Source organism: Advenella sp. (assembly GCF_052108595.1).
In the GTDB taxonomy this organism is placed as follows: domain Bacteria; phylum Pseudomonadota; class Gammaproteobacteria; order Burkholderiales; family Burkholderiaceae_B; genus Advenella.
On sequence record NZ_JBQEAU010000026.1, the window covers coordinates 1 to 24,371 of the forward strand.

General features: G+C 57.1%; 21 protein-coding genes and 1 tRNA gene. 15 read left to right on the forward strand and 7 right to left on the reverse strand.

Translation table 11 applies throughout. The features are described 5' to 3' along the window. The first annotated feature begins 133 nt into the window (after positions 1-133). Positions 134-1,558, forward strand: a complete 1,425-nt coding sequence (locus ACTIKR_RS06680) for an FAD-binding oxidoreductase (RefSeq protein ID WP_193089273.1) — start codon at positions 134-136, stop codon at positions 1,556-1,558. Here the strand turns inward: ACTIKR_RS06680 and mutM are convergent. Next, on the reverse strand, positions 1,539-2,366 hold the full coding sequence (gene mutM, locus ACTIKR_RS06685; RefSeq protein ID WP_193089274.1) for a bifunctional DNA-formamidopyrimidine glycosylase/DNA-(apurinic or apyrimidinic site) lyase: 828 nt from the start codon (positions 2,364-2,366) through the stop codon (positions 1,539-1,541). The two genes, ACTIKR_RS06680 and mutM, sit on opposite strands and share 20 nt — an antisense overlap. 149 nt (positions 2,367-2,515) lie before the next feature. Here mutM and ACTIKR_RS06690 point away from each other — a divergent pair, with 149 nt between their 5' ends. The 9 genes from ACTIKR_RS06690 (at position 2,516) to ACTIKR_RS06730 (ending at position 9,671) form a co-directional block, all read left to right on the forward strand. Then, complete coding sequence (locus tag ACTIKR_RS06690) at positions 2,516-4,297, forward strand: tetratricopeptide repeat protein (protein ID WP_193089275.1); 1,782 nt, start codon at positions 2,516-2,518, stop codon at positions 4,295-4,297. After that, entirely contained in the window at positions 4,294-4,905 is a 612-nt protein-coding gene (locus ACTIKR_RS06695) for an outer membrane lipoprotein LolB (protein ID WP_193089276.1), read from the forward strand. Before ACTIKR_RS06690 ends, ACTIKR_RS06695 begins: the two co-directional genes overlap by 4 nt. Beyond that, positions 4,902-5,798, forward strand: a complete 897-nt coding sequence (gene ispE, locus ACTIKR_RS06700) for a 4-(cytidine 5'-diphospho)-2-C-methyl-D-erythritol kinase (protein WP_193089277.1) — start codon at positions 4,902-4,904, stop codon at positions 5,796-5,798. Before ACTIKR_RS06695 ends, ispE begins: the two co-directional genes overlap by 4 nt. Positions 5,799-5,802: 4 nt before the next feature. Then, positions 5,803-5,879 (forward strand) — tRNA-Gln (locus ACTIKR_RS06705). Between the two features lie 97 nt (positions 5,880-5,976). Beyond that, complete coding sequence (locus ACTIKR_RS06710) at positions 5,977-6,927, forward strand: ribose-phosphate pyrophosphokinase (RefSeq protein ID WP_193089278.1); 951 nt, start codon at positions 5,977-5,979, stop codon at positions 6,925-6,927. Positions 6,928-7,031: 104 nt separating this feature from the next. Beyond that, the gene (locus ACTIKR_RS06715) at positions 7,032-7,682 is read left to right on the forward strand and encodes a 50S ribosomal protein L25/general stress protein Ctc (protein ID WP_193089279.1); all 651 of its coding nucleotides are present in this window, start codon (positions 7,032-7,034) and stop codon (positions 7,680-7,682) included. Between the two features lie 135 nt (positions 7,683-7,817). After that, complete coding sequence (gene pth, locus ACTIKR_RS06720) at positions 7,818-8,423, forward strand: aminoacyl-tRNA hydrolase (protein WP_193089280.1); 606 nt, start codon at positions 7,818-7,820, stop codon at positions 8,421-8,423. Beyond that, the gene (locus tag ACTIKR_RS06725; RefSeq protein WP_193089281.1) at positions 8,420-9,160 is read left to right on the forward strand and encodes a CPBP family glutamic-type intramembrane protease; all 741 of its coding nucleotides are present in this window, start codon (positions 8,420-8,422) and stop codon (positions 9,158-9,160) included. Before pth ends, ACTIKR_RS06725 begins: the two co-directional genes overlap by 4 nt. A gap of 112 nt (positions 9,161-9,272) precedes the next feature. Further along, a complete protein-coding gene (locus ACTIKR_RS06730; protein ID WP_193089282.1) occupies positions 9,273-9,671 on the forward strand; it encodes a VOC family protein in 399 nt (132 codons plus the stop codon). A 495-nt stretch (positions 9,672-10,166) separates the two neighbouring features. Here the strand turns inward: ACTIKR_RS06730 and ACTIKR_RS06735 are convergent, their stop codons facing one another. After that, the gene (locus ACTIKR_RS06735; RefSeq protein ID WP_193089283.1) at positions 10,167-10,631 is read right to left on the reverse strand and encodes a hypothetical protein; all 465 of its coding nucleotides are present in this window, start codon (positions 10,629-10,631) and stop codon (positions 10,167-10,169) included. A gap of 369 nt (positions 10,632-11,000) precedes the next feature. On the opposite strand from ACTIKR_RS06735, the gene ychF reads away from it, so the two are divergent. From ychF to ACTIKR_RS06755, 4 genes are all read left to right on the forward strand, one after another. Continuing rightward, entirely contained in the window at positions 11,001-12,092 is a 1,092-nt protein-coding gene (gene ychF / locus ACTIKR_RS06740) for a redox-regulated ATPase YchF (protein ID WP_193089284.1), read from the forward strand. A gap of 251 nt (positions 12,093-12,343) precedes the next feature. After that, positions 12,344-12,895: a YidB family protein gene (locus ACTIKR_RS06745; RefSeq protein WP_193089285.1), complete on the forward strand. Its 552-nt coding sequence runs from the start codon at positions 12,344-12,346 to the stop codon at positions 12,893-12,895. A gap of 449 nt (positions 12,896-13,344) precedes the next feature. Then, positions 13,345-16,011 (forward strand): AsmA family protein, encoded by a 2,667-nt coding sequence (locus ACTIKR_RS06750; RefSeq protein WP_442327429.1) that lies wholly within the window; start codon positions 13,345-13,347, stop codon positions 16,009-16,011. A gap of 61 nt (positions 16,012-16,072) precedes the next feature. Next, positions 16,073-16,447, forward strand: coding sequence for an MOSC N-terminal beta barrel domain-containing protein (locus ACTIKR_RS06755; RefSeq protein WP_193089287.1), 375 nt, complete (start codon positions 16,073-16,075; stop codon positions 16,445-16,447). 128 nt (positions 16,448-16,575) lie between these two features. Here ACTIKR_RS06755 and ACTIKR_RS06760 read toward each other — a convergent pair whose 3' ends face one another. The 3 genes from ACTIKR_RS06760 to rsmD form a co-directional block, all read right to left on the reverse strand. Beyond that, complete coding sequence (locus ACTIKR_RS06760; protein WP_014751910.1) at positions 16,576-16,827, reverse strand: YfhL family 4Fe-4S dicluster ferredoxin; 252 nt, start codon at positions 16,825-16,827, stop codon at positions 16,576-16,578. Positions 16,828-17,201: 374 nt separating this feature from the next. Beyond that, positions 17,202-17,720 (reverse strand): pantetheine-phosphate adenylyltransferase, encoded by a 519-nt coding sequence (gene coaD, locus ACTIKR_RS06765; protein ID WP_193089425.1) that lies wholly within the window; start codon positions 17,718-17,720, stop codon positions 17,202-17,204. Between the two features lie 86 nt (positions 17,721-17,806). Beyond that, complete coding sequence (rsmD, locus tag ACTIKR_RS06770; RefSeq protein WP_193089426.1) at positions 17,807-18,415, reverse strand: 16S rRNA (guanine(966)-N(2))-methyltransferase RsmD; 609 nt, start codon at positions 18,413-18,415, stop codon at positions 17,807-17,809. A 556-nt stretch (positions 18,416-18,971) separates the two neighbouring features. Between rsmD and ftsY the strand changes: the two genes are divergently transcribed. Beyond that, positions 18,972-20,186 carry a signal recognition particle-docking protein FtsY gene (gene ftsY, locus ACTIKR_RS06775; protein WP_226817061.1) on the forward strand — a complete coding sequence of 405 codons (1,215 nt, stop codon included), beginning with the start codon at positions 18,972-18,974 and terminating at the stop codon, positions 20,184-20,186. Between the two features lie 376 nt (positions 20,187-20,562). Here the strand turns inward: ftsY and ACTIKR_RS06780 are convergent, their stop codons facing one another. Together ACTIKR_RS06780 and glpD are read right to left on the reverse strand one after the other, a co-directional pair. Then, entirely contained in the window at positions 20,563-22,266 is a 1,704-nt protein-coding gene (locus ACTIKR_RS06780) for a CYTH and CHAD domain-containing protein (protein WP_193089288.1), read from the reverse strand. 261 nt (positions 22,267-22,527) lie between these two features. Next, positions 22,528-24,117 carry a glycerol-3-phosphate dehydrogenase gene (glpD, locus tag ACTIKR_RS06785; protein ID WP_193089289.1) on the reverse strand — a complete coding sequence of 530 codons (1,590 nt, stop codon included), beginning with the start codon at positions 24,115-24,117 and terminating at the stop codon, positions 22,528-22,530. Positions 24,118-24,371 lie beyond the last annotated feature (254 nt).

Consider the following 24,371-nt stretch of genomic DNA (forward strand, 5'->3'; position numbering starts at 1 on the left):
GCAAGCGGCGGGCAACAGCCACGAATTTCGGTAAAATGTGGGTTGTATTATACGTCTGTTGCCAAAGCGGGCTGGTGGGAATCTGTCCGCCTGCCCATTGCGACAACCGTCAAACTGAAACGGGCAGAAAAAAATGAATCTATTGGCAGTATTGCAAGACATCGTCGGCGCAGATCATGTATTGATCGGAGCTGCGGCACAGCCTTATCTGACCGACTGGCGCGGCCGCTATACCGGTCAGGCGCTGGCGGTGGTGCGCCCCGCCTCTGTCGAGCAGGTCGCACATGTGGTGCGCACCTGTGTGGAGCATCAGGTGCCCATGGTGCCGCAGGGCGGCAACACCGGTCTTTGCGGGGGCGCCACGCCCGACGGACAGGGAAACAGTGTCGTGATTGCGCTCACGCGCCTTAACCGCATCCTGCAGGTCGATACGGCCGACGATACGATTACCGTGCAGGCCGGCTGCACCCTGCGCGAGGTGCAGCAGGCTGCCATTGAGGCAGACCGTTTGTTTCCGCTGAGTCTGGCTGCCGAAGGCAGTTGCACGATTGGCGGCAATCTGGCCACCAACGCCGGAGGCACGCAGGTGCTTCGCTACGGCAATACCCGTGACCTCACGCTGGGCCTGGAAGTGGTCACAGCAGATGGCGAGATCTGGCACGGCTTGCGTGGCCTGCGCAAGGACAATACCGGTTACGATTTGCGCGACCTGTATATCGGCAGCGAAGGCACGCTGGGTATCATTACCGCGGCAACGCTCAAGCTGTATCCGCAGCCGGTGGCGCGGTGTACGGCCATGCTCGCTTTCAACGACATGCCGGCGGCCGTCCGGATGCTGGCGCGCGCCCGTAAGGGGTTCGGCGCGGCCCTGACCGGTTTCGAACTTATTTCCCACTATTGTCTGGATTCGGTCACGCTTGAATTTGACCAGCAGAAATGGCCGTTTGACGCTTCCGGCAGGCAGTGTCCCTGGTATGCGCTGCTGGAAATCTCCGACAGCGAAAGTGCCGATCATGCGCGCGAACGCTTTGAAACGGTGGTGGGCCAGGCCATTGAAGAGGCCGATGTTGTCGACGCCGTCATTGCGGCCTCCATTGCCCAGAGCAACGAGTTGTGGCATTTGCGTGAAAGTATCCCGCTGGCGGAAAAGCAGATGGGCAAAAATATCAAGCACGATGTGTCTATTCCGGTCTCGCGCATGGCCGATTTTGTCGAGCAGACCAATGGCCAGTTGCAGGCGGCTTTTGCGGGCGTGCGGCACATTGTTTTTGGCCACCTGGGTGACGGCAATCTGCATTACAACGTGGCGGCGCCGGCTGGCTCGGACGAGACCGCTTTCCTGGAGCTGCAGCCGCAAGTGTATCGGCTGGTGCATGACAGTGTGCACGCCTTTGGCGGTTCCATCAGCGCCGAGCATGGGGTAGGGCAGCTGAAAAAAGATCTGCTGCCGCTATACAAATCCGAAGTGGAGCTGGCGCTGATGCGCAAGATCAAGCGTGCGCTGGATCCTCACATTCTGATGAACCCGGGCAAGGTCATCAATAGCGCTGACATTTAGGACAGAAGAAAGTGGCGCGCTGGCCCTGCACGATTTTGCGTATCGGCGTGCCACAGCTGCGGCAGGGCTGGTTCTCGCGGTCATAGACGGCCGCGTGAATCTCAAAATAAGCGCCTGGCTCGCCCTGTGTACCGGTGTAGTTGCGCAAGGTGCTGCCGCCCGAATCCAGCGCTTTTTCCAGCGTACTTAAAATAGCCGCATGCAGGCGTTGCGCTCTTGCCGGCGAAATGCGGTTGGCCGGCGTGCGTGGATGAATGCGGGCTGCGAACAGGCTTTCCGACGCATAAATATTGCCGACGCCCACCACAATCTGGCCGCCCAGCAGCGCCTGCTTAATGGCTATGCTGCGCCCCTGTAGCCCGGCATGGAGCATGTGCGGCGTGAAGGCCGCCTCAAAGGGTTCTACGCCCAGCCCGGCCAGCAAGGGGTGGGCCGCCACAGGACCGGCGTCATGGGCGTGCCACAGGACTGCGCCAAAACGTCGCGGATCGTTCAGGCGTACGGTGACGCCATCGAAGCACCACTCCACGTGATCGTGCTTGCGCAAGAACTCACCTACCTGGACATGGCGCAGCGATCCGGACATGCCCAGATGCACAAGCAGGGTACCGTGTTCGAAACGCAACAGGAGGTATTTACCCCGCCGCTCGCAGGCCAGCAACTGTTTGCCCTGCAAAATGAGATTGAGCTCGGGTGTAACCGGCCAGCGCATCCGTGCCTCATGCACGTGGACCGCAAGCAGCCGCTTGCCGGTAATGATCATGTCCAGGCCGCGGCGGGTGGTTTCAACTTCAGGTAGTTCGGGCATAGGAATAATGGGGGCGCCCACGGCGCGCGCAAAGTCACGCCGGCGCAGATAAAATGCTTATGTTTTAAGGATTTATTAATAATAACTAAGCAAGGATGATAACATTTGTTTTTTGTTATCAGCCACTGCCTCGCTTGCCTGTGATTCCGATGAAAAGCGTTATTCGCGCCGCAGCCCTTGTTGCTCCGCTCATGTGGACTGCGCTCGCGCATGCCCAGTTCGATCAGCCGGTAGATCGGCGCGCCATGCTGGATTTTCTGTCGAACGAGCAGGCCAGGCCTGTGACGTTGGTCAACCATACCGAGGCCGACGATATTTACCGTCTGCTCATCATGGAAATTGCTGCCCAGGAGGGGAAAACCGACTTGGCGGCAGAAACGGCAATGGCACTGGCGCGCGACCGGAAAATGCCACGCCTGGCCAAACGCGCCATGCATCTGTATATGGCCAAGTCCCAGTCCCGGCAGGCTGCCGCAGCGGCGCGGCTCTGGAACCAGCTGGCGCCCGGAGATGAAGAAGCCGTGGCGGCCACGCTGGCGCTGGCGGCCAGCAACGGCGATACGGATGGCATTGTCAAGGCGCTGCGCGAGCGCATCGCCAAGGCCGGCAACAAGGATCGCGCTCTGTACCAGGCTGCCGCCGTGGTGGCGCGCATGAAAGACAAGCAGGAAGCCCTCAAGGTCTTTACAGAGGTCATTCACAAGAACGGCGACAATTTTTCGGTCGCGCACCTGCTGCTGGCAGACCTGGCGACTCAGGCGGGCGATCCGGTGCTGGCCTGGGAAGCGGCGCGCAAATCGCTGTCGCTCGATCCGGACTCTGATGCCGCCGCCGAGCGCGTATTGCAATACGGCGTCAAAATCAATCACGACTTGGCCATGTCGCTGGGACGCAAGTTCATCACCGCTCACCCCAGTATCCGCCGGGTTCGCCTTTTGTATATCAGCCAACTGGTCGAAGACAAGAAATTTGCGCCTGCCCTGGCCGATCTGGCGCGTATGCGCAAGGCCTTTCCCGAGGACTTTGACCTGCTGTACCTGGAGGCCCAGGTCAATTACCAGGCCAAACACTATAAAATGGCGCGGGCGCGGTTGACCGAGTTCCTGGAGGTGCAGGGACAGCGGCGCGAGGCATTGTCAGATGCCGAAACCAACGCCCAGGGGCAGTCCACCGATGCACGCCTGTTGTTTGCCCAGATTGATGAGGATGAAGGCAAGTATCGCGATGCGATAGCCCAACTGGAAAAAATCGATGAGTCGGCCGCCCTGCCGCAAATTCGCATGAAACAGGCGGCGCTCTACGGCAAGCTGGGACAGTTGAACAAAGCCATGGCGCTGATTGCCGACATTCGCACCGAGACGCGCGAAGACAAAATTATTGTTGAGCTGGCGGGTGCGCAGGTGCTTGCCGCCGCCGGACGCACGGATAGGGCGCTTGCCCGCCTGGTTCAGGCCGACAAGGCCCTGCCTGCCAGCCCGGCCATCAAGTATGACCTGGCCATGCTGTACGAGCGCCAGGGCAAAATCGTTGAAATGGAAACCTTGCTGCGGCAGGTGATCGCGCTCAAGCCCGATTCACCCGATGCATACAACGCGCTGGGGTATGTCTTTGCCGACCAGAATATCAATCTGGAGCAGGCGCAAACGCTGCTGGACAAGGCCGTGCAACTGGCGCCGGGCAATCCGTTCATTCTGGATAGCATGGGCTGGCTGCAGTTCCGGCTGGGCAATCATGCGCTGGCCAGTCAGTATCTGGAAAATGCCTTCGAGTTGTCGCCGCAAGCCGATATTGCGGCGCATCTTGCCGAAATCTACTGGTCCAATGGTGACAAAAAACGGGCTCGGGCGCTGCTCAAGCAAGGCTGGCAGCTGGACAAGGAAAACCCGACGCTTAAAGAAACCCTCAAACGACTGGGAGTCCGCCTCAAATGAATGTACGCGTTTTACATCGCTATATCCGGTTAACCGCAATCTGTCTGGTGGCTGCAACACTGGCTGCGTGTTCGACTGTGCCCACGCAGCCCTCGACGTCACAGGCCGCTCGTGCCGACGGCGCGTTCGAGCGTTCCGGGCGCTTTGCCCTGACCGTTTATGATCGCAGCGCAGAGCGCAATCGCGACTCGGTGCAGGGCGGTTTCACCTGGCTGGATACGGGAGCGGTGCTGACGTTGGACCTGACCAATCCGCTGGGTTCTACATTGGCCCGGGTGGTCGTGGCCGATAATCAGGCGGTGCTGACGCGCTCCAATGGACAGCGCACGGTCGCCGGTGATCCCGATGCATTAGTGGCCGAGGTGTTGGGCAGCCCGATCCCGGTCAGTGGCATGCGTAACTGGCTCAAGGGCCTGCGCAATGGCCAGCGTAATGGTCTGCACACGGCAGGGCAGACCGGCGCGGCCCAGGGCGCCCAGACGTTTGACGAAGCAGGCTGGCGGGTCAATATGTCCGATTTTGACAGCAAAGGGCCCACGCGCCTGAACTTTGAGCGCACCATGGCGGGCGACCGCATTACCGTTCGCGTGGTGACCGAGAGCGAATGAAGTCTTTGCATGACGTGGCAGCGCCGGCCAAGCTGAACCTGTTTCTGCACATCACCGGCAGGCGTGCCGATGGCTACCATCTGCTGCAAACCGTTTTTACCTTTGTTGACCTGGCCGACCGGCTGCATTTCACCTTGCGTGACGATGGGCGTATTGTGCGCGCCACCGATATTCCTGGTGTGCCCCATGATGAGGATCTGATCGTACGGGCGGCGCGCCTGCTTCAGCAGCATGCCGCAGCTCAGAGCGGCGCGGCCGCTGGCGTGACCATTGCCGTTGATAAACAGATTCCCGCCGGTGGCGGCCTGGGTGGCGGCTCCAGCGATGCGGCCAGCACCCTGATTGCGCTCAACCGCCTATGGGGTTGTGGTTTTTCCCGCGAGGCCCTGCAGGCCCTGGGCCTGACGCTGGGCGCCGACGTGCCGGTTTTTGTCTTCGGTGAATCGGCTTTTGCCCAGGGTGTGGGCGACGCGCTGCAGACCTGCCCGGTGCCGCAAGCCTCTTATGTCGTGTTTGTGCCGACAATCAGTGTCGCAACTGCAACAGTTTTTGCCCATCCTGATTTGACAAGGGCCACAAAATCCCTCATAATGCACGACTTTGCTGGACATGATATTCATCAGTTTGGCAGAAATGATCTACAGGCAGCAGCATGTGCCCTTTTCAAACCGCTTTCGCTTATTGTCGGCTGGCTTGAATCCTTGGGTATACAGGCCAGAATGACAGGATCAGGTGCGTGTTTTTTTGTACCGTTCGATACTGCCGATCAGGCCTTGGCATGCAGGCAGCGTGTAGAATCTGCGCTTGCTTCTCATCCAGAGGCAAGCCAGTGGATAAAACAGGTCGTTGTCTGTCACGGCATCAATCGGCATCCGCTGTATAATTGGATATAGAATTTGGGGCGTCGCCAAGCTGGTTAAGGCACTGGATTTTGATTCCAGCATGCGAAGGTTCGAATCCTTCCGCCCCAGCCAAATTCGTACTATATGTGCGGAAACCGTGAATAAGCCGCTATAAACCGGTATGTGCTTATCACGGTTTTTTTTATTCACTTCACCGATTCCAGTCATCATGACCAACACTAATTTCATGATTTTTACCGGCACAGCCAATCCCAGGCTTGCCGTAGACGTCGTTAATCATTTGGACATGTCGCTGGGCAAAATGACCGTCGGTCGTTTTTCTGACGGTGAAGTCATGGTGGAAATCCTGGAGAACGTACGGGGCCGCGATGTATTCGTGCTGCAGCCCACCTGCGCGCCTACCAACGACAACCTCATGGAAATCATGACGATGGTCGATGCACTGCGCCGCGCTTCGGCCGGCCGTATTACCGCCGCCATCCCATACTTTGGCTATGCCCGGCAGGATCGCCGGCCGCGTTCGGCCCGCGTGGCCATCACGGCAAAAGTGGTTGCCAACATGCTGCAAAGCGTGGGCGTTGATCGCCTGCTGACCATGGACCTGCACGCAGACCAGATCCAGGGCTTTTTTGATATTCCGGTAGATAACATCTACGCCGGTCCCGTGCTGCTGGCCGATATCGGTCAGCGCAACTTCAAGGACCTGGTGGTTGTCTCTCCCGACATTGGTGGTGTGGTCCGTGCCCGCGCACTGGCCAAACAGCTGGAAGCAGACCTGGCGATTATCGACAAGCGTCGCCCGCGTGCCAATGTATCCGAAGTCATGAATATTATCGGTGAGGTCGATGGCCGCACCTGTATCATTATGGACGACATGGTCGATACCGCCGGCACGTTGTGCAAGGCGGCTTCTGCGCTTAAAGAGCGCGGCGCCGGCGCCGTCTACGCCTATTGTACGCATGCCGTGCTCTCCGGCGGCGCTGTTGGCCGCATTGCAGAGTCCGAGCTGGACGAGCTGGTTGTGACCGACACCATTCCGCTGTCCCAGGAAGCGGCCGATTGCGCGCGCATCCGTCAGCTTTCCAGTGCATCATTGCTGGGCGAGACCATTCTGCGCATTTCCCATGCAGAGTCGGTTAGTTCACTGTTTGTAGAATAAGGATTTGATCCGTTGCTGGTCGCGGCAGCGGGTCGGGTGGCTGAGCCAACCGGTTCAGCCTTTTTGAAAATACCGTAATCGGTATTGTTTATTTGGAGTTCTCCATGAAATTTGAAGCCACCACGCGTAGCGTTCAGGGATCGAGTGCGAGCCGCCGCCTGCGTCGCGCCGGCCGTGTACCGGCCATTGTTTATGGTGGAAAAGGCGAAGCGCAAAGCATCGAACTTGACCACAATGAAATTTTCCACGCATTGCGCAAAGAGCCATTCCACACGTCCGTACTGGACATGATGCTCGACGGCAAAAAGCAGAACGTTCTGCTGCGCGCCGTGCAATGGCACTCATACAAGCCACTCGTGCTGCATGTGGATTTTCAGCGTGTCAGTGCCAACGAAGCGCTTACAACACGTATTCCTTTCCACTTTATCAACGGTGACGAATCTCCTGCCGTCAAACAGCAAGGTGCGACAATTTCGCACGTTCTGAACGACATCGAGATCACCTGCCTGCCTAAAGACCTGCCTCAGTTCATCGAAGTAGACCTGGGCAACCTGCAAGCCAATGAAGTTGTGCACCTGTCAGACGTTAAAGTTCCGGCCGGTGTTGAGTTTCTGGGTATTGGCGAAGAAAGCCCCGTACTGGCCACTGCAACTGTGATTGCAGAAAGTCCTGACGAGGACCCGCCAACTGCAGCTGATGTTAGCGCGGCCGAAGCAGAAAAATCTGACAAGCCTGCCGAAGACGACGCCAAGTAAGTCTCGAATGTGTTACTTTGCCTGAAGGCAGGGTAACGCGGGCCGGCCTTGCCGGTCAGGCCATTATGTTGGTACACCCCCGCAGTGCGTTCGCATTTCGGGGGTTTGTTTCGTAAACTGCAGGGAATTTTGTACATGGCTTCGTTGCCTATCCGTCTGATTGTCGGGCTGGGAAATCCCGGCCCGCAGTATGAACCCACGCGCCACAATGCCGGGTTCTGGCTTGTCGACCACTACGCCGATGATCTGAAAACCCAGTTCAGCCTGGAAACTGGCTTTTCCGGACAACTGGCGCGTGCGCGTCACGATGGCGAGGCCGTTTATCTACTCAAACCCGTCACATACATGAACCGCTCAGGCCAGTCTGTGGGGGCAGTGGCGCGGTTCTTCAAGATTGAACCCGAACAGGTGCTGGTGCTGCATGATGAACTGGACCTGCAGCCGGGCGAGGTCAAGTTGAAAAAAGGCGGCGGTCATGCCGGCCATAACGGGCTGCGGGATATTCAGGCAGCATTGGGAACCAGCGACTACTGGCGCATGCGTCTTGGCATTGGCCATCCGCGCAGCCGTGGCCTGGCCCAGGGCGTGGCCGATTACGTACTATCCATGCCAGCCAAGGAAGACATGCCGCTGATCGACAATGAAATCGACAGCGCCAGGCTGGTGCTCGGGCCCCTGCTCGATGGCGACTTTGCCGCGGCCTCGCGCCGCCTTGCCGCAGCGCGCGAGGCGCGGTCATGACCACCGCGACTTTCGGCGCCGATCTCAAAGTGTTTCTGCGCTTTGTGCGCAGGCCACGCTTTACCCCACGCATCGCCCAGCGGGGCGGCGGTTCGGGTTGGTGGCGCGATTGGTATCCGAATGTCCGTTTTGCCCGCATGCTGTCCTGGGTGGCCCTGTTATGGTTTGTGAATCTGTTTGTACTGGCGCCATTGGCCTTGAGCGCAGCAGAAAGTGGCGGCGCCCAGCACCGGCTGGACCCGGATAATATTCCCTGGCTGATGGCGGTGCTGTGGGCGCCACTGGTCGAGGAAATGCTGTTTCGCTACAGTTTGCGCTATCCCCGTGCCATCCTATGGGTATTGCCGGTGATGATGATGGTGGTCTTTTCGGGCCCATCGTGGCTGAGCGCCGGCGCATTTATCCTGGTGCTGGCACTGCTGGCCGCCCTCAAGTTCCGGGGCTTCGTCGGTAATGACCAAGCGCTGCCATGGCGCATACGCAAACTTTATGTACAATGGTTTCCCTGGATCTTTCACCTGTCGGTGCTGGTTTTTGCTTTTGTGCATTTGAACAATTTCAAGCTGAACGATACGCCGTGGTGGATGTATCCGGTCATGGTCATGCCGCAATGGATGACCGGCCTGGTCCTGGCCTGGATGCGAGTCCGTTCCGGGATCGGCACTTCTATTCTGATGCATATGATGTTCAATGGCGGGCCGTTGCTGCTGATCTGGCTTATGCTGCAAGGTCGTTAGGACTGCGTGAGACGTCGGGCTGCGGTGCTTTGGGCATTTGTTTTATCTGGCCATTGGCCACTGGCAGTCGCTGGATATTCAATCAATCGCGATTCATAGATAGGAGCAGCGCATGCGAATTTATGTAACGAGTGTGTTTGTTGATGATCAGGCCAGGGCATTGGATTTTTACACCAATATTCTGGGTTTCCAGTTAAAGCATGACGTTCCCGCAGGCGATTATCGCTGGCTGACGGTTGTGTCCAAAGAGCAGCCCAAGGGCGTGGAGCTGTTGCTTGAGCCAGACGCGCACCCGGCAGTGGCGCCATACAAAGCGGCCCTGGTCAGGGACGGTATACCTGCCACATCCTTTGAAGTGGACGATCTGGACGCCGAGGTTGACCGGTTAACCCGGCGCGGCGTGCGCTTTACAGTGCAGCCCATGGACGCAGGGCCGGTGCGAATGGCTGTGTTTGACGATACCTGCGGTAATTTAATCCAGATTATTCAGATGGTTGATGCGCCGCAGTAACGTGGGGCATTTGTTCGAACCTCTCGTTCTGAACACAATTTCAAGGCTCCGTAACGCCATTTTCAGGTGCTTTTTGCCCGCTCAGCCGGTTGCGAGAGTGTCACGGACCCCGGATGCCTGGGATGGCAAGTTTGAATATCTGTGCTGTTCTTGTATGGCTGAGCTATGTGGGTCTCTCTTGTTGTCCAGAATTGTGCTTTTTGATAAAATTTTCGTATAACATCGATTTATAAACGTATTGTTTGTATTACTGTAGGAAGTTTGGAAGCTGGAATTTGACCCCGACCACTGGTCCAGCATATCCCCTGACAGCAGGTGAAATCGGTAAGCCTGATGATAGCAGCATGAACGCAGGTTTGGTTCGTGCGCCGACGACAGCACTATGCAAGGTGGCTTGCATATACAGACTAAGAAGGTTGCTCGACTATCTCTCACTAATACGGAATTGAGGCCCTCATCATTTGGGGGCCTTTTGTTTTATGCCAATGGACCTTGTTATGTGCCGTAGTCAATGGCAATGCTCCCTATACGAGGCTTTTTGGGTTTTCTGAAATTTCGTGAGAACCATGTCACTATGGAACACACGTGTTTTCGGTCAAGGTATTGCATGACGACCGTGTTGCAGGTTGCGTGTGCGATCACAACAGCGCGATGATTGCCGCCCGGATGTTCAAACTCACAATGAATGCTGGCCCTTGACAGAAGGGTCTTTATTTCACCCACAAGGAAGGGCATCGCCGTTTTCATTGACAGGTTAAATTCAATTCTGAGACGTTGTTCCCAGATGTGATACAAGCCAAAGCCGTGATGGGTACTTTTGTGTTCGCCGTAGTATAGAAAGATGGGTGCTTCGCAATAATGGTAGCCGCGACCCTTCAATTCAGGGAATATGCCGAAGCTGGCGTCGTCGAATGGACCTTCTATGACGGCATATTTGGACATATGTGGTTTAACTGTCATGGACTTATTAAGCAATAAATCACGTTTAAAATTTTTAAATATTATGAAGATCCACACACCACCGCAACTACTTGCCTGGGGAAAATATAAGACGCCAAGTCGGTTTGATCGTTAAGCGCACGTTCAAAAAAGCGCTGATTCAGGCTATTCTTGGGTTTGAAGGCATCAATCGATCAAGTAGAGCGTCAGACAAGGTTACAATCTCTTCTTTATTCAAAACTGATGCAAAATCGCCAGATACGCGTGCTGGTTTACAAGGTTTTGTCTGTAAAACGGCGACCCGTATGCAAACATACGACGTTCTGCTGATCCGGCACCTCCATGGTGCCGATGCTGGGTTCGTATGTGCTTGTTATCTAAGGAAATTCAATGGCTCTTCAATGTGGGATTGTCGGACTGCCCAACGTGGGCAAATCCACGCTCTTTAACGCCCTGACCAAAGCGGGCATCGCGGCGGAAAACTATCCGTTCTGCACCATCGAACCCAATGTCGGGATCGTAGAGGTGCCCGATGAGCGCCTGAATAAACTGGCCGAAGTGGTCAATCCCGAGCGCATTCTGCCGGCCACGGTCGAGTTTGTGGACATTGCCGGGCTGGTGGCGGGCGCCTCCAAGGGCGAAGGGCTGGGCAACCAATTTCTGGCCAACATCCGCGAAACGGATGCGATTGTCCATGTCGTGCGCTGCTTTGAAGACGAAAACGTGATTCACGTGGCCGGTCAGGTCAATCCGATTTCTGATATCGAAGTGATCAACACCGAGCTGGCGCTGGCCGACATGAGCACCGCTGAAAAGGCGATGCTGCGTGCCCAGAAGACCGGTCGGGCGGGCGACAAGGAAGCGCAGCGCCTGGCTGGCCTGCTGGAAAAGATCATTGCCGTGCTCAACGAGGCCCGCTCCATCCGCTCCATGAACCTGGATCAAGACGACCTGGATCTGATCAAGCCGTACTGTTTCATTACGGCCAAGCCTGCCATGTACGTGGCCAATGTGAAGGAAGACGGTTTTACCGACAACCCGCATCTGGCTGCAGTACAGGAATTTGCCGCCAAGGAAAATGCGCCTGTTGTGGCCGTATGCGCGGCAATCGAAGCCGAAATTGCTGACCTGGATGATGAGGACAAAAACGTATTCCTGGCTGATATGGGCATGGATGAGCCGGGTTTGAACCGCGTAATTCGCGCCGCTTTCCGCCTGCTGGGCCTGCAGACTTACTTTACAGCAGGTGTCAAGGAAGTGCGTGCCTGGACGATTCATGTGGGCGATACCGCCCCGCGCGCCGCCGCTGCGATCCATACAGACTTCGAACGTGGCTTTATCCGTGCCCAGACCATTGCCTATGACGACTTTATTACGCATAAAGGCGAGCAGGGCGCCAAGGAAGCGGGCAAAATGCGTGCTGAGGGCAAGGAATATATCGTCAAGGACGGCGATGTGCTCAATTTCCTGTTCAACGTATAAAGCTCATTTTGACCAGGGAAAGCGTGCTGTGCTTTCCCAAACCCGACAAAAGCCGCGTATGTGCGCGGCTTTTGCTGTTCCTGCCAGGCCGGGTTGCGGGCTGTTTTTCAGCTGACTGAGCCGGTCAACTGTCTTGCAATAACAATAATTTCATCTGTATCAAATGTTTATCAGATAAATAACATTCATGATGCGGCCCTGTTCCGGTGTTATAGTCAAAACTCCTCTTCTTACTCAATCAAGGAAAGATCATGGGAATTCTGGATGCAATCAATGCGGTGTTGGGCGGTGGCAAAAAGCCTGAACAGCAGCCACAAAGTGAACAAATACAGGAAGGCCAGGTAGCATCCGGGCAGGCCCCGGAAGATCAGACGCCCGCCGCGCAGCAGGAAGACATGGGCGGCCTGGGTGGTTTGGGTGGCCTGGGCAATGGCCTCAATCTGGGCGCCCTGAGCGCGCTGTTGCCAGTGGTTTTGTCCGTGATCAATAACCAGCAGGGCGGCCTGGGTGGTTTGGCCGAAAAATTCCAGCAAGGTGGGCTGGGCGACATTTTCAATTCCTGGGTCAACAAGGGTGAAAACCGTGATATTTCCCCGGAACAGGTCGATACTGCGCTGGGGGCCGATACGGTCGATTCCATTGCAGCCCAGTCGGGTCAGTCCCGTAATGATGTTCTGGGAAGCTTGTCGGGTATTTTGCCGCAAGTGGTCGACAAATCAACACCGGAAGGCCAGATTCCGGCCGATGGGCAGGCGCGTGGCGAGAACGAAGTACTCAATTCGCTGTCCTCACTGTTCAAATAGTCCTGTTCTGCCTGCATTCGAATGCCATATCTGTTAGCATAATCAAAATAACAGCCCGATAAATCCAGACAGGCAGATCCGGCGCGCGCAGCACACGATTACGATTGTGAGCTCGACTGGCAGGCGGTGCATGCTTTTTGAAAAGAAGTGCCGCCTGCGACTGCATTGTATGAAATGCATGAACAGCATGTCACTGCAGGCATGTCGCTGACGTTGTGCGTCGCGACCGCCGATCCATAGCGTGGCCATGACGGTGGTACGCTGCGCATTGTTGTGTGGCAATACCGCTTGTGTGGGTAGTGTGGTTCGGCAACCCGGCGTTCATGTCCACCGCTCATGCCCACTTTACACAAGGGCAGAGCTGCTCCTGTCGGCTGCGCTTATCTGGATGACAGACGGTCCTTGAGCGGGCTGTTCCCACTTATTATGAATGAGAGATCAAGCCGCCCATGAAAGTCTGGCTTAAAAGAATTTTGATCGGCCTTGTGGTGCTGATGCTGTTTGCCTTTGTAGGCGCAGCCGTCTTTTTATTGACGTTCGATCCGAACGCCTATAAACACAAGATCGAAAGCATTGTGCAGGAACGATACAATCGCACCATGGTCATTGAGGGCGATCTGGAACTGTCCCTGTTCCCGCGTATCGGTCTGTCAGTTCGAAAAATTTCACTGTCCGAGCCCAATTCCACCACCACTTTTGCCTCTATCGACAGCGCTCGTTTTGCCGTGGCCATCTGGCCGCTCATATCGAACCGTCTGGTGGTCGATCATGTTGCCGTGTCTGGCTTAAAGGGCTGGATCGTGCGCGATGAAAAAGGCAATTTCAACTTCGAGGACCTGCTGACCCAGGATCCGCCTGCCATAGAGACGGTCGATCCGCGCTTCAAAAGCGATGAAATCCGTCCCGTGCCTGCCGCGGCCGCCGAGAGCAACAGCGTTTTGCCGCAGCCCAAAAAGACCGATTTCAAAATCGATATCGCCGGGCTTGAAGTGCAAAACGGTGCGATCTTCTATAAGGACAAGCTGAACAATCTGGATATGCGCCTGAACCAGATGACGGTCAATACTGGCCGGGTCACGTTCGATCAGCCTTTTGACGTGTCTGTGACGGGCAATCTGGAAGGCGCAAGACCGGTGGCCAATGCCAGCGTGAATATTCAGGGCCTGGTCAAACTGGACCCGGTCACCAAACTGTATTCGGCCCGCAATCTGGAAGCCAATATCAAGGGTGTCGTGGGTGATGTGGATGTGCAAACCGGCACGTTGACCGGCGATTTTGCCGTCGATAGTTTTGCGCACGCGCTCACCGGATCGGGTATTGATCTGACCATTTCGGGCAAAGGCGCCAAGGGCACCGGGTTGCGCAACCTGGATATGAGCCTGGCCGCGCCCAAGCTGAATTTTGACTCAACTGCGCCGCTTTTGCAGATGACCAACTTCGCCGTCAAAGGTACCGCCTCTGATGAAGACGACGAGAGCTACGAATGGGTGCTCAATTCGCCGGCGCTGGATATCTCGCCTACCGGCGCGGGTGGCAAGCCACTGACCGGTTCTGTCCGGATCAAGGGCAAGGAACAGTTCGGCGTCAACTTTCGCATGGAGGGCATCAGCGGCACGTCCGATGCCCTGAATGTGGCCCAGATCAAGCTGGACGGCGCGTATGCCCGTGGTAATAAACGCGCGGTCAATTTCAATATTTCTTCGCCGGCCAAAATGGATCTGGCGCGCCGCCTGTTCGCGCTTTCGGCCATGAGTGGCAATGTGGTGCTCAAGGATGTGGAAACGCGCGAGCAGAACATTCCCGTTATCGGCACCTTCAGCGCCGATTTCCTCAAAAGTGTCGCCAGCTTCAAGGCCGATGCTGTCATCAACTCCGGCAAGTTCAGTTTTGACGGCAATGTCTCCAGGTTTGATGAGCCTTATGTGCGTTTTGCTGTGGGCGCCGATTCGGTGAATCTGGATGAGCTGATCGATAACGTGTCGGGTGCAGCCGCAACACCGCCGGCCGCTGCTACCGGCGGCGCCAAGGCACCCGCTGCGCCCCAGGAGGCCGAGGCCAAGCCCGCCACCACCGCTGTACGCAACCTGGTCAGCGACCTGATGGGCTCGCTCATCGGATCGGGCACCGCCAGCCTTAAGCAGATCACCTATCATGGCGTGGTGTATAACGATGTGACGGCGGCCTTAAATTTCACCAAAGACCAGTTGGGTATCACAGATATCAAGTCCAATATTTTTGACGGGCAGGTACAGGGCGACGCGTTGATCAACATGAAGGACGACGAAGTCACGACCAAACTCAATTTCCAGGACGTATCCATTGAACCGCTGCTCAAGGGACTGGGCATGAATCCGGTCATGACAGGCACAGGCACATTCTCGCTGGTCTTTGCCTCCAGAAATGCGCCCGAAGGCGCCAACTGGCTGACCAATGCCACCGGCTCACTCGAAGGCGAGGCCCGCGAGGGCGCGATCAGTGGCTTTGATCTGGCGCCGGTGCTTGCCGATCCCGCCGCCTACGCCAACAACATTGAGCAGGCCGGCACCTGGAAATTTGATCCAGCGGCCAAAACCCCGTATAAAACGCTAAAAACCAAGCTGGTGCTCGATAAAGGCGAGTTGCATTTTGCGCACTTCAGCCTGCTGACCGATCCCTTGCTGATCCAGGCCGATGACAATCTGGCGGTGTACAACCTGATCAATAACCAGTTTTCGTTCCCTGGCAAATTTGTCACGCGCCAGCCGGTCACGTTGAATCAGGAGGGGTTGCGCGTAAGCATCAAACAGGTGACCTTGCCGTTCGAGTTGACCGGATCGCCCCAGGGTGCGCAGTTGAAAGTCAAATGGCAGCGCTTGAATAACTCGCCGTTGGGCCAGTTCGTCAAGCAGCGCAAGGACAAAGAAGCAGAGGCGCAAAAGCAGGCGGCCGAGCAGGCTGCTGCACAGAAGGCTGCTGTACCCGAGCCACAGGCGCAGCCTGGTGCCGCGGCGGGCGGACAGCCTGCACCAGCGGCGGCAGGCGACGGTAACCCCCCACCTGCTCAGGCCGCACCCGACGCTCCGGCAGCGACTGAGCCGCAAACGCCGGCCGCGCCCACGCCTGCTCCCGCTCAATAGGCGGGCTTTTTCCTATATTCCTCTCATTTAAGCGGCCTTTTTCCATTTTCGATTCTGCATTATGACAACTTCAGATTTTCAGCCTATTTATCAATGCCCGGCCATTGCGGGGCCGGTCAAGCCCGCAGCACAACTGCGCTGGCTGCTTGTTGATGAGCAGTCGCAGGCGCTTGGCCGGGATGACCCGGCATTGAAACAAATTGAACTTTCCATCCGTTTCGATTACTTGGTTATCCGCGCGCCAGGCATGTTGCGACTGGATATCCCGGTCGATGTGCTGGAAGATGATGAGGATGCTTTTGAAGAGGCGCAGCTAGACGGGCGTGCCTTGCGCGTGGTCAGCGAGGGGCAATTGGCCGATGCGTGGTTCAGTAAGCTGCTTGAGCGGCCGATTCGACTGGTCAAGCTGCACCCCGATGAAGACCTGACCGCTTGATGCCTAGACGCCTTGACGCCAGTCGTGATAATGCTGCTGTCGCAGGTTGCGGCGGCGGGCGGAAAATCAGGGGTGATGTGTTAGACGGCCCGCCCGCATAAGGTGCGGACCGTTGCGAGGCGGGCTTGTCAGGCTACAGCAGTCAGCTTGTAGAATTTGGCCATGAGCATATCCTGGGATTCTTTCCATTCCGGATTGATCTCAATACACTCGACAGGACAGACGACCTGACATTGCGGCTCGCCATGGTGCCCGACGCATTCGGTGCACTTGGCAGGGTCGATTTCATAGAAATCCACACCCATATAGATGGCTTCATTGGGACACTGCGGTTCGCAGACGTCGCAGTTGATGCATTCATCGGTAATTAGCAGGGCCATAATCTTTCCGGCACTTTCGTTTATACACAGTGACAGTGTACGCCAATGGTTGGACAAATACCTGAAAACAGGCAAGCGTGTCAGGGTTAATGGGTCGCTGCGTGTCTGCGATCCATTCGGGCGCTGTCGCCGGGTGCGTTGCGGTGCAGTCGAGGGACCAGGACAGCATGGCAGGCACAATCAGGCTTTGCATGAGATAGAGCGCACATCATTGGGCATGCAGCGGCACATGCAACTGGTCAGGCCAGGGTGCCAGCTTGAAACATGAGCACACGGGCATCAATTCTGGGCATGAATCCAGGGCCTCGGAACACGGGCCTGGCCAGAAAAGGATGGTGTCGATGTTCGCCCTGACATGCATTGACGCAGTTTGCTTAGTCGCTCTCGGGCGCCTGCTCGTTTCTGGCAGCCAGGCGGGCCTGTGATTTTTCCTGCAACCAGCGCTCAACCGACGGGAATACAAATTTACCCACATCGCCACCGAGCAGGGCAATTTCACGGACAAACGTGCCGGAAATAAACTGATACTGATCAGACGGGGTCATGAATAGCGTTTCCACGTCGGGCAGCAGGTGGCGATTCATGCCGGCCATTTGAAACTCATATTCAAAATCGGATACGGCGCGCAGGCCGCGCACAATGATGCGGGCGTCTTCCTCGCGTACAAAATCCTTGAGCAGGCCGCCAAAGCTTTTGACAGAGACATTAGGATAGTGGCCCAGCACTTCTTCGGCAATCTGCAAGCGCTCTTCGATAGTAAACAGCGGATTTTTGCCCGCGCTGACAGCGACGCCAACTACAACATGATCAAACAGCCCGGCTGCGCGTCGGACCAAATCCTCGTGTCCGCGGGTGAGAGGATCAAATGTCCCTGGGTATACAGCAGTGATCATCATGAGCTCCGTTTGCTCCCGATCGATGCCGGGAAAGAGGCCGAAAACCGGCCCGAGCGTTTAAAGGAACGTCGATTATAAGGTATTTACTCGCTTTTGTGCGGTGCAATAAGGTGTTCATGTAACTGATAATACACCTGCCCGGCCTTGCCCTGCCGGATAGCAGGGAAGTCGGGGCCCGGGTCTTCGGGCTGGTCCGATTCGATGTAGACCAGGCCGCCCGGTTTGACAATGGCGGGCAAAAAGGGATAGATGCGATCAAACAGCTTGCCGGCAAAGGGCGGATCAAGCATTACCAGGTCGAATCTGGCGGCATCCATGCGTTTTAACATCAGAAACGCATCGGCGCTGTTGATGCGTACCTGGCTGGCCTGCAATTTGTCGCGCGTAGCGCGCAATGTTGCCAGCGCAGCAGGACTGGTTTCGGCCATCTGTACATGCGCAGCGCCACGTGAAGCGGCCTCAAAGCCCAGTGCGCCCGTGCCAGCGAACAGGTCCAGCACCGATTTGTCGTCGAACTTGCCGTCCCACAGATAGTTCAGCCAGTTAAACAGCGTTTCCCGGATACGGTCCGAGGTCGGCCGCAGGCCGTCGGCATCAACCACCGGAATCTGCGAGCGTCGATATTGACCACCAATGATTCGGATGGTCTGGCGTTTGCCGAAAGTGCCTGCGGGGCGGTTTGCTGGTTTCATCATTGTTGCGACGTACACTGTTAAAATAGGGGATCCTATTGTTATTGTAGTATTCACTTTCCTGCGACAACCTATGTTCAGTTTTTTCAAACGTAAAAAGAAAACCAGCGAGCCTGTTGAAAAGCCCGTTGAACCGGCACTCGAGACCCGTCAGCCCGAGACGCTTGAAGAGGGCGCGGCGCTCATGCCGGTGCCCGAACATACCATCGCTTCGGAGTCGGTAGAGACTGAGCCAGCGCCCCAGGACATACCTGCTGCGCAGGAGCCGCCCGTCAGGGAGCCGACTTTACCCGAACCGCCGGCCAAAGAGCCGCCGACACCCGTTGAACCGCCCCCACAGGAGCCGCCATCCAGAGAGCCACCGGTTCAGGAACCGCCGGTGCGCGAGACGACCGCGCCAGAGTCTGCCGATGCTGCTTCAGCGGCCCCAGCAGGTACGCCCGCGCCGTCGACATCATCCTTGCCACCGCAAGCGCAGCGCAATGTGCAGTCTGTGCCCTCGACTCCACCGGTTCATGTGGATCTGAGCGATAAAGCGGCAACCTTGAAAAAGCCCATGGATGCCGTTTTGCCGCCGTCTGTGGGCCAGGGTTCCGGCGCTGCGATCAAAGCCGCTGCACAGGGCGAGCAAAAGAACGTTTCAGTTGCGGACAGTGTGGCGCAGCCCACTATTGCATCGGCAGCAGCACAAGCGCCCGCGCCCGAAGTGTCTGCCGTTCCGGCAACGTCCGAGGCCCCCCAGGTACCAGCAACACCGGTAGCATCTGCGGTATCCGCTGCGCCTGCCACACCCGACGCCGTTGCGATGGCCGAGCAGGCGCCGGCAGCGTCCAGCACGGCGCAGCGTCCCAAATCGGATCGCAAATCCTGGCTGGCGCGCTTAAAGGATGGCCTGTCCAGGACCGGTTCGAATATCAGTTCGCTGTTTGTCGGCGTCAAAGTTGACGAGAATCTGTTTGAAGAGCTGGAAACGGCGCTGATTATGGCCGATGCGGGGATGGAAGCGACCGAATCGTTGTTGGGCAAACTGCGCAACAAGGTGAAAAAGGAACGCATTGAAGACGCACAAACCGTCAAACACGCACTGCGCGATCTGCTGGCCGAGCATTTGGCCCCGCTGCAAAAGCAGTTTGATGCAGGCACCGGGCAGACGCGTGTTGTGATGATTGCGGGCGTGAACGGCGCAGGCAAAACCACCTCTATTGGCAAACTTGCCCACCATTTTCAGGCGCAGGGACACAGTGTGTTGCTGGCGGCCGGTGACACTTTTCGTGCCGCGGCACGCGAACAGCTGATTGAATGGGGCTCGCGCAACAATGTGGCCGTGATCGCCCAGGATGGCGGCGACCCGGCTGCGGTGGCATTCGATGCGGTCAATGCCGGACGGGCCCGCAAGGCGTCGATTGTCATGGTCGATACCGCCGGCCGCTTGCCCACGCAGTTGCATCTGATGGAAGAGCTCAAGAAAATCAAGCGCGTGATCGGCAAGGCCGATGGCGACGCCCCCCACGAGGTGCTGCTGGTGGTGGACGGCAATACCGGCCAAAACGCCATCTCCCAGATCAAGGCTTTTGATGCGGCCTTGACGCTGACCGGGTTGGTCGTGACCAAGTTGGATGGTACGGCCAAAGGCGGTACGCTGGCAGCCGTGGCTGCGGGCAGCCAGGGCGTGCGGCCGGTGCCTGTTTACTGGATTGGCGTCGGCGAGTCATTGCAGGATCTGCAACCCTTTGTGGCATCCGAATTTGCCGGTGCATTGCTGGGCGATTAATCGGCCAAAGGGCTGCGCTTTCCTCCAGGGGGCTGGTTCGGCTTCATATGAATAAAGCAGCCTGGCCTATAGCGCAACCTCTGGCGCGCCCAGCACACGCTGCCTGCCTGTCGCAGGACGAGCGTTTCTTGGTTGGGCGCAGGCTTGTTTCTTTGTGCAACGGGATAACCATCAACGGCTGGCAATGCGACTGATGCGACGCCGACGGGATGCTTGGCCGTCATCCTCTCAACAGCCCTTGAGTAAGTCCCCTTTAGTAAAAAAGATTTAGTACAAAAAGACACCCTGCAAACCCGGATAGATCATCCGAGCTTGCAGGGTGCTTTTTTTACGGTGCTGATCGTGACCATGACCATGCTCACGATCAGGTGGTGTGTCAGTCGTAGCGGATTTTCGCGGGGATATGCGTTAGCGCTTCATCGGCCTGGTGTTTCAGCGTTTCAAGCGTGGCGGTAAGCCAGCCCACGGCGAACCAGGCGGCGGGATGGGTTTGCGTATGAGCGCTGAAGAACGTGAGGGCAGTAGACATATCGTTCAGATTGCCGAATACTTCCTGCGCTGCTGCCAGCTTTTTGACATACCCGTTCAGGTTGCAATTGGGGCGCAAGCCTTCGTATACGTTCAGTGCGTAACGCATGCGCTTGATGCGTTTGCGCAGGTCATGATACGACTCGATATCCGATTTATCTTCGGTTTTCCAGTGACGAACGATTTGCCTGTTCCATTTGTTCAGGCGCTGCTCCAGCAATCTGCGCAGAACAGGGCGGCCGTGTGGCAGCGGCGTCAGGGGGATAATGATCGGTTCAATCTGGGTTGATGCACCGGCTGCGGCGGGCGCTGCTGCTTCAGCGCTCTGCTCGGTCGCTGCCTGCTCATCCTGCGTTTGCTCGCCCGGTTGTGCGTCTTCAACCGCGTCCGTTTGAACCTGTTCGGTGTCATCCTCGATGGGAGCCACGGGATCGGTTGTTGGTGTCAGGACAGTCCACTCCAGCAGCCGCAGCACCCATTGCTGAAATGACGGGTCTTTGGCGATGTCGTGAGGTGTGGCGCCTTCTTCATGCGAACTGAACTGCATGGTGGGCATGCCTGCATCGTTCAGGACCGGCACCACGGTCGCGAGCATGACGTCCAGATCACGCGTGGCGCCGAATCGACCCAGGTGCACGCGAAGCTCATCGCGCACGTCCTGTTCGGGCAGCCAGGCCAGGCCGCTAAACAACTTCCAGTTGCTGGTCAGGCGCCGCATGCCGATACGCAATTGATGCACATGTTCGGGGCGGCCTACCGCAACGACGCCCAGCGTATCAATTTCGGCCAGGGCGCCGGCGTTGGCACAGATTTGTTCCAGGCATTCAGTCGTGACCGAGACCAGCGCCTGCGTGGCGCTGTCCTGTTTGTCGATTTCGTAGGCGCGTGCCTTGCGGGGCGCCCAGAAACGCAGCACTTCGTTGTTGCGCACCGCATTCTTTACGGTAGCGGTGTCCGAGCGCCTGATATTGACTGCAGATTGAGCCAGGGCATCGCCACGCTGTGACTTGCTGCGCAAGTCCAGAATCAGCTTATATTGCGACAGCCATTTTTTTCCGATCTCAAAGATTGCTTCGGGTGAGCCCGAAACCAGTTCGAACTCCACTTCGGATACCGGCAATTCCAGCTCGGCCGCACGAATGACACCGGTATCGAAGGCGATCTCTATAGTGCCCTTGCGCGTGCGCTGGCGCCGATACAACCGGGTGATATCTGTTTCGTAGCGCAGCTCCAGCGGCTTGGCCAGTTTGAGCAGGGCGGCCTCGGCCGGCGTGCCTGCGTACAAACTTAAATCCAGCACCGGGCTGGGGCGATTGTGGTTCAGTTCCAGCTTGGTCAGCGCATTGCTGCCGGGCATTTTCAGCGTTTGTACCCAGTTGTCGCCTTCCAGGCGTAGCCTGATGGCGATTTTTGATTTGGCCAGCTCGCGATCTGCTGTATCAAAATACATGGCGCGCAGCGAGATAGTTTCGCATTTTGCTTTTTTCAGCGCCTTTTCTACTTGCGCAGCGGCAGACGCAGGCACATGTAGCTTGAGTTCCTGTTCAGACATAGTCGTGATTGATGTAATTACACTGTAAAGGGGAAGGGGATTTGTAGCTGGCATAGTAACACCCCAGGTATGCATATTTGATGACATGTCATAAATAAGAAATACATTGCCTGCTAGGCTACAAGGGTTTTTGCATATGGTACAGTTGTGGCTTGCATGGCCGACGCGTAAACAACGTTGCGCGCAACGGTTCCTGCCATCGGCGAGCGTGGCTAGATTATTAGCGTGGCTAGATTATCGCGACTAATTTATCGCGACTAATTAACGTGACCGGGCCGACTCAAAAAACGTGTCGCGCGCCATGGCCGCCGCCAGGGTTGTTCCGGTGAGCCAGTGTTCCAGTGTTTGTTGTTGCCCGACGCTGAACTTGAGGCCCAGCCGGGTGCGGCGCCACAGGATATCCTGGGTGCTTTGCGCCCACTCGCGATTGATCAGCCAGCGCGCTTCGGCCTCGTACAGGCCGTGTCCGAAATGCATACCCAGACCTGCAACGGAATCGGCATCGCCGATAATTTCAGTTGTCATAGATCCGTAGGCAGCCACCAGGCGGGCAAGCAGCGCAGCATCCAGCCAGGGGTAGCGCGCCTGCAATTGCTGCGTGTAGCGCTGCGGGTCCAGGTCGGGCAATTGGCCGCCTGGCAGCGGTGCCGTGGCGGTCCAGGCCGGCCCCTGTTTCAGATACGGCTGGAGTTTTTCCAGCGCATGTTCGGCCAGTTTGCGATAAGTGGTGATCTTGCCGCCAAAAATCGATAGCATGGCCGGTTCGCCGTTTTTGCCGCCGCTCACATCAAAGACATAATCGCGGGTGACAGCAGCAGCCTGGCCTTGCGCGTCATCATACAATGGTCGCACACCGGCCCAGCTTGAGACAATGGCGTCGCGCTGCACCGGCTGGCGCAGATATCGATTGACCACCGACAGCAGATAATCGGTTTCCTCTTCGGAAATGTGCGCGCCACGCGCATCGCCATGGAAATCCACATCGGTAGTGCCGATCATGGAATAGACATCGCGATGCGGAGTGATGAAAACGATCCGCTTGTCATCATTCTGCAGGATATAGGCATGATCGCCTTCGTATAGCTTGCGCGTCACCAGGTGGCTGCCTTTGATCAGGCGCAGGTGATTGCGTGGCTGGGCATCGGGGTCGTGCAGCGTTCCGAGTACGTTATCAACCCAGGGGCCGGCGGCGTTGACCAGCACCTTGGCGCTCACCTGCAAGTGGCGGCCCGTGACATCCTGCAGGGTCACCAGCCAGCGACCTTCTTCAATGTGTGCGCCGGTGCAGGTTGTCTGCGTAAGAATCTGCGCGCCGCGCGCTTGCGCATCCATGGCGTTGAGCACGACCAGCCTGGAATCATCCACCTGGCAATCGGAGTAAATAAAGCCCTGTTTGATGCGCTCGCTCATGGGTCGGGCAAATGGCGAGTCATCATCCAGACGGATATGACGGGACCCTGGCAGGCGCGCGGAGCGCTTGGCCAGATGATCGTAGAGAAAGAGTCCCGCACGGATCATCCATACGGGACGCAGGGTGTGATCGTGCGGCAGTACGAAGCGCAAGGGCCGCACAATATGAGGGGCGATATTCAACAACACTTCGCGCTCGGCCAGCGCTTCGCGCACCAGACGGAATTCGTATTGTTCCAGATAGCGCAGCCCGCCATGGATCAGTTTGCTGCTGGCCGATGAAGTGGCGCTGGCCAGATCATCCTGTTCACAGAGCAATACGGACAGGCCGCGTCCTGCCGCATCACGCGCAATGCCAGTCCCATTGATCCCGCCACCGATCACCAACAGATCTGTCTGGTGGATTGATTGATCGTTTTGCTGAATCGTTGCCGCATTCATCCGTACTGCTCCAAAGAAAGATATCGCCGATTGTTGCCAGGATAGTCAAAAAAGACTATTTTACCCGATTGCTGTCGCTGGCAGCGGTGGCGAAAATGCCGACAGTCGCAAAGTCGACAAGCTGTAAGGTCGCCAAACGTCGGCATGACTGCTGCTGTCTTGAGGCCGGGCGTTCTCACCCTGGCGTCGGCACCGGCATGGCATTTCACCGGCGTCGGCATGGCATAACCCGGGCACCGTGGTCAGGCGGCGTC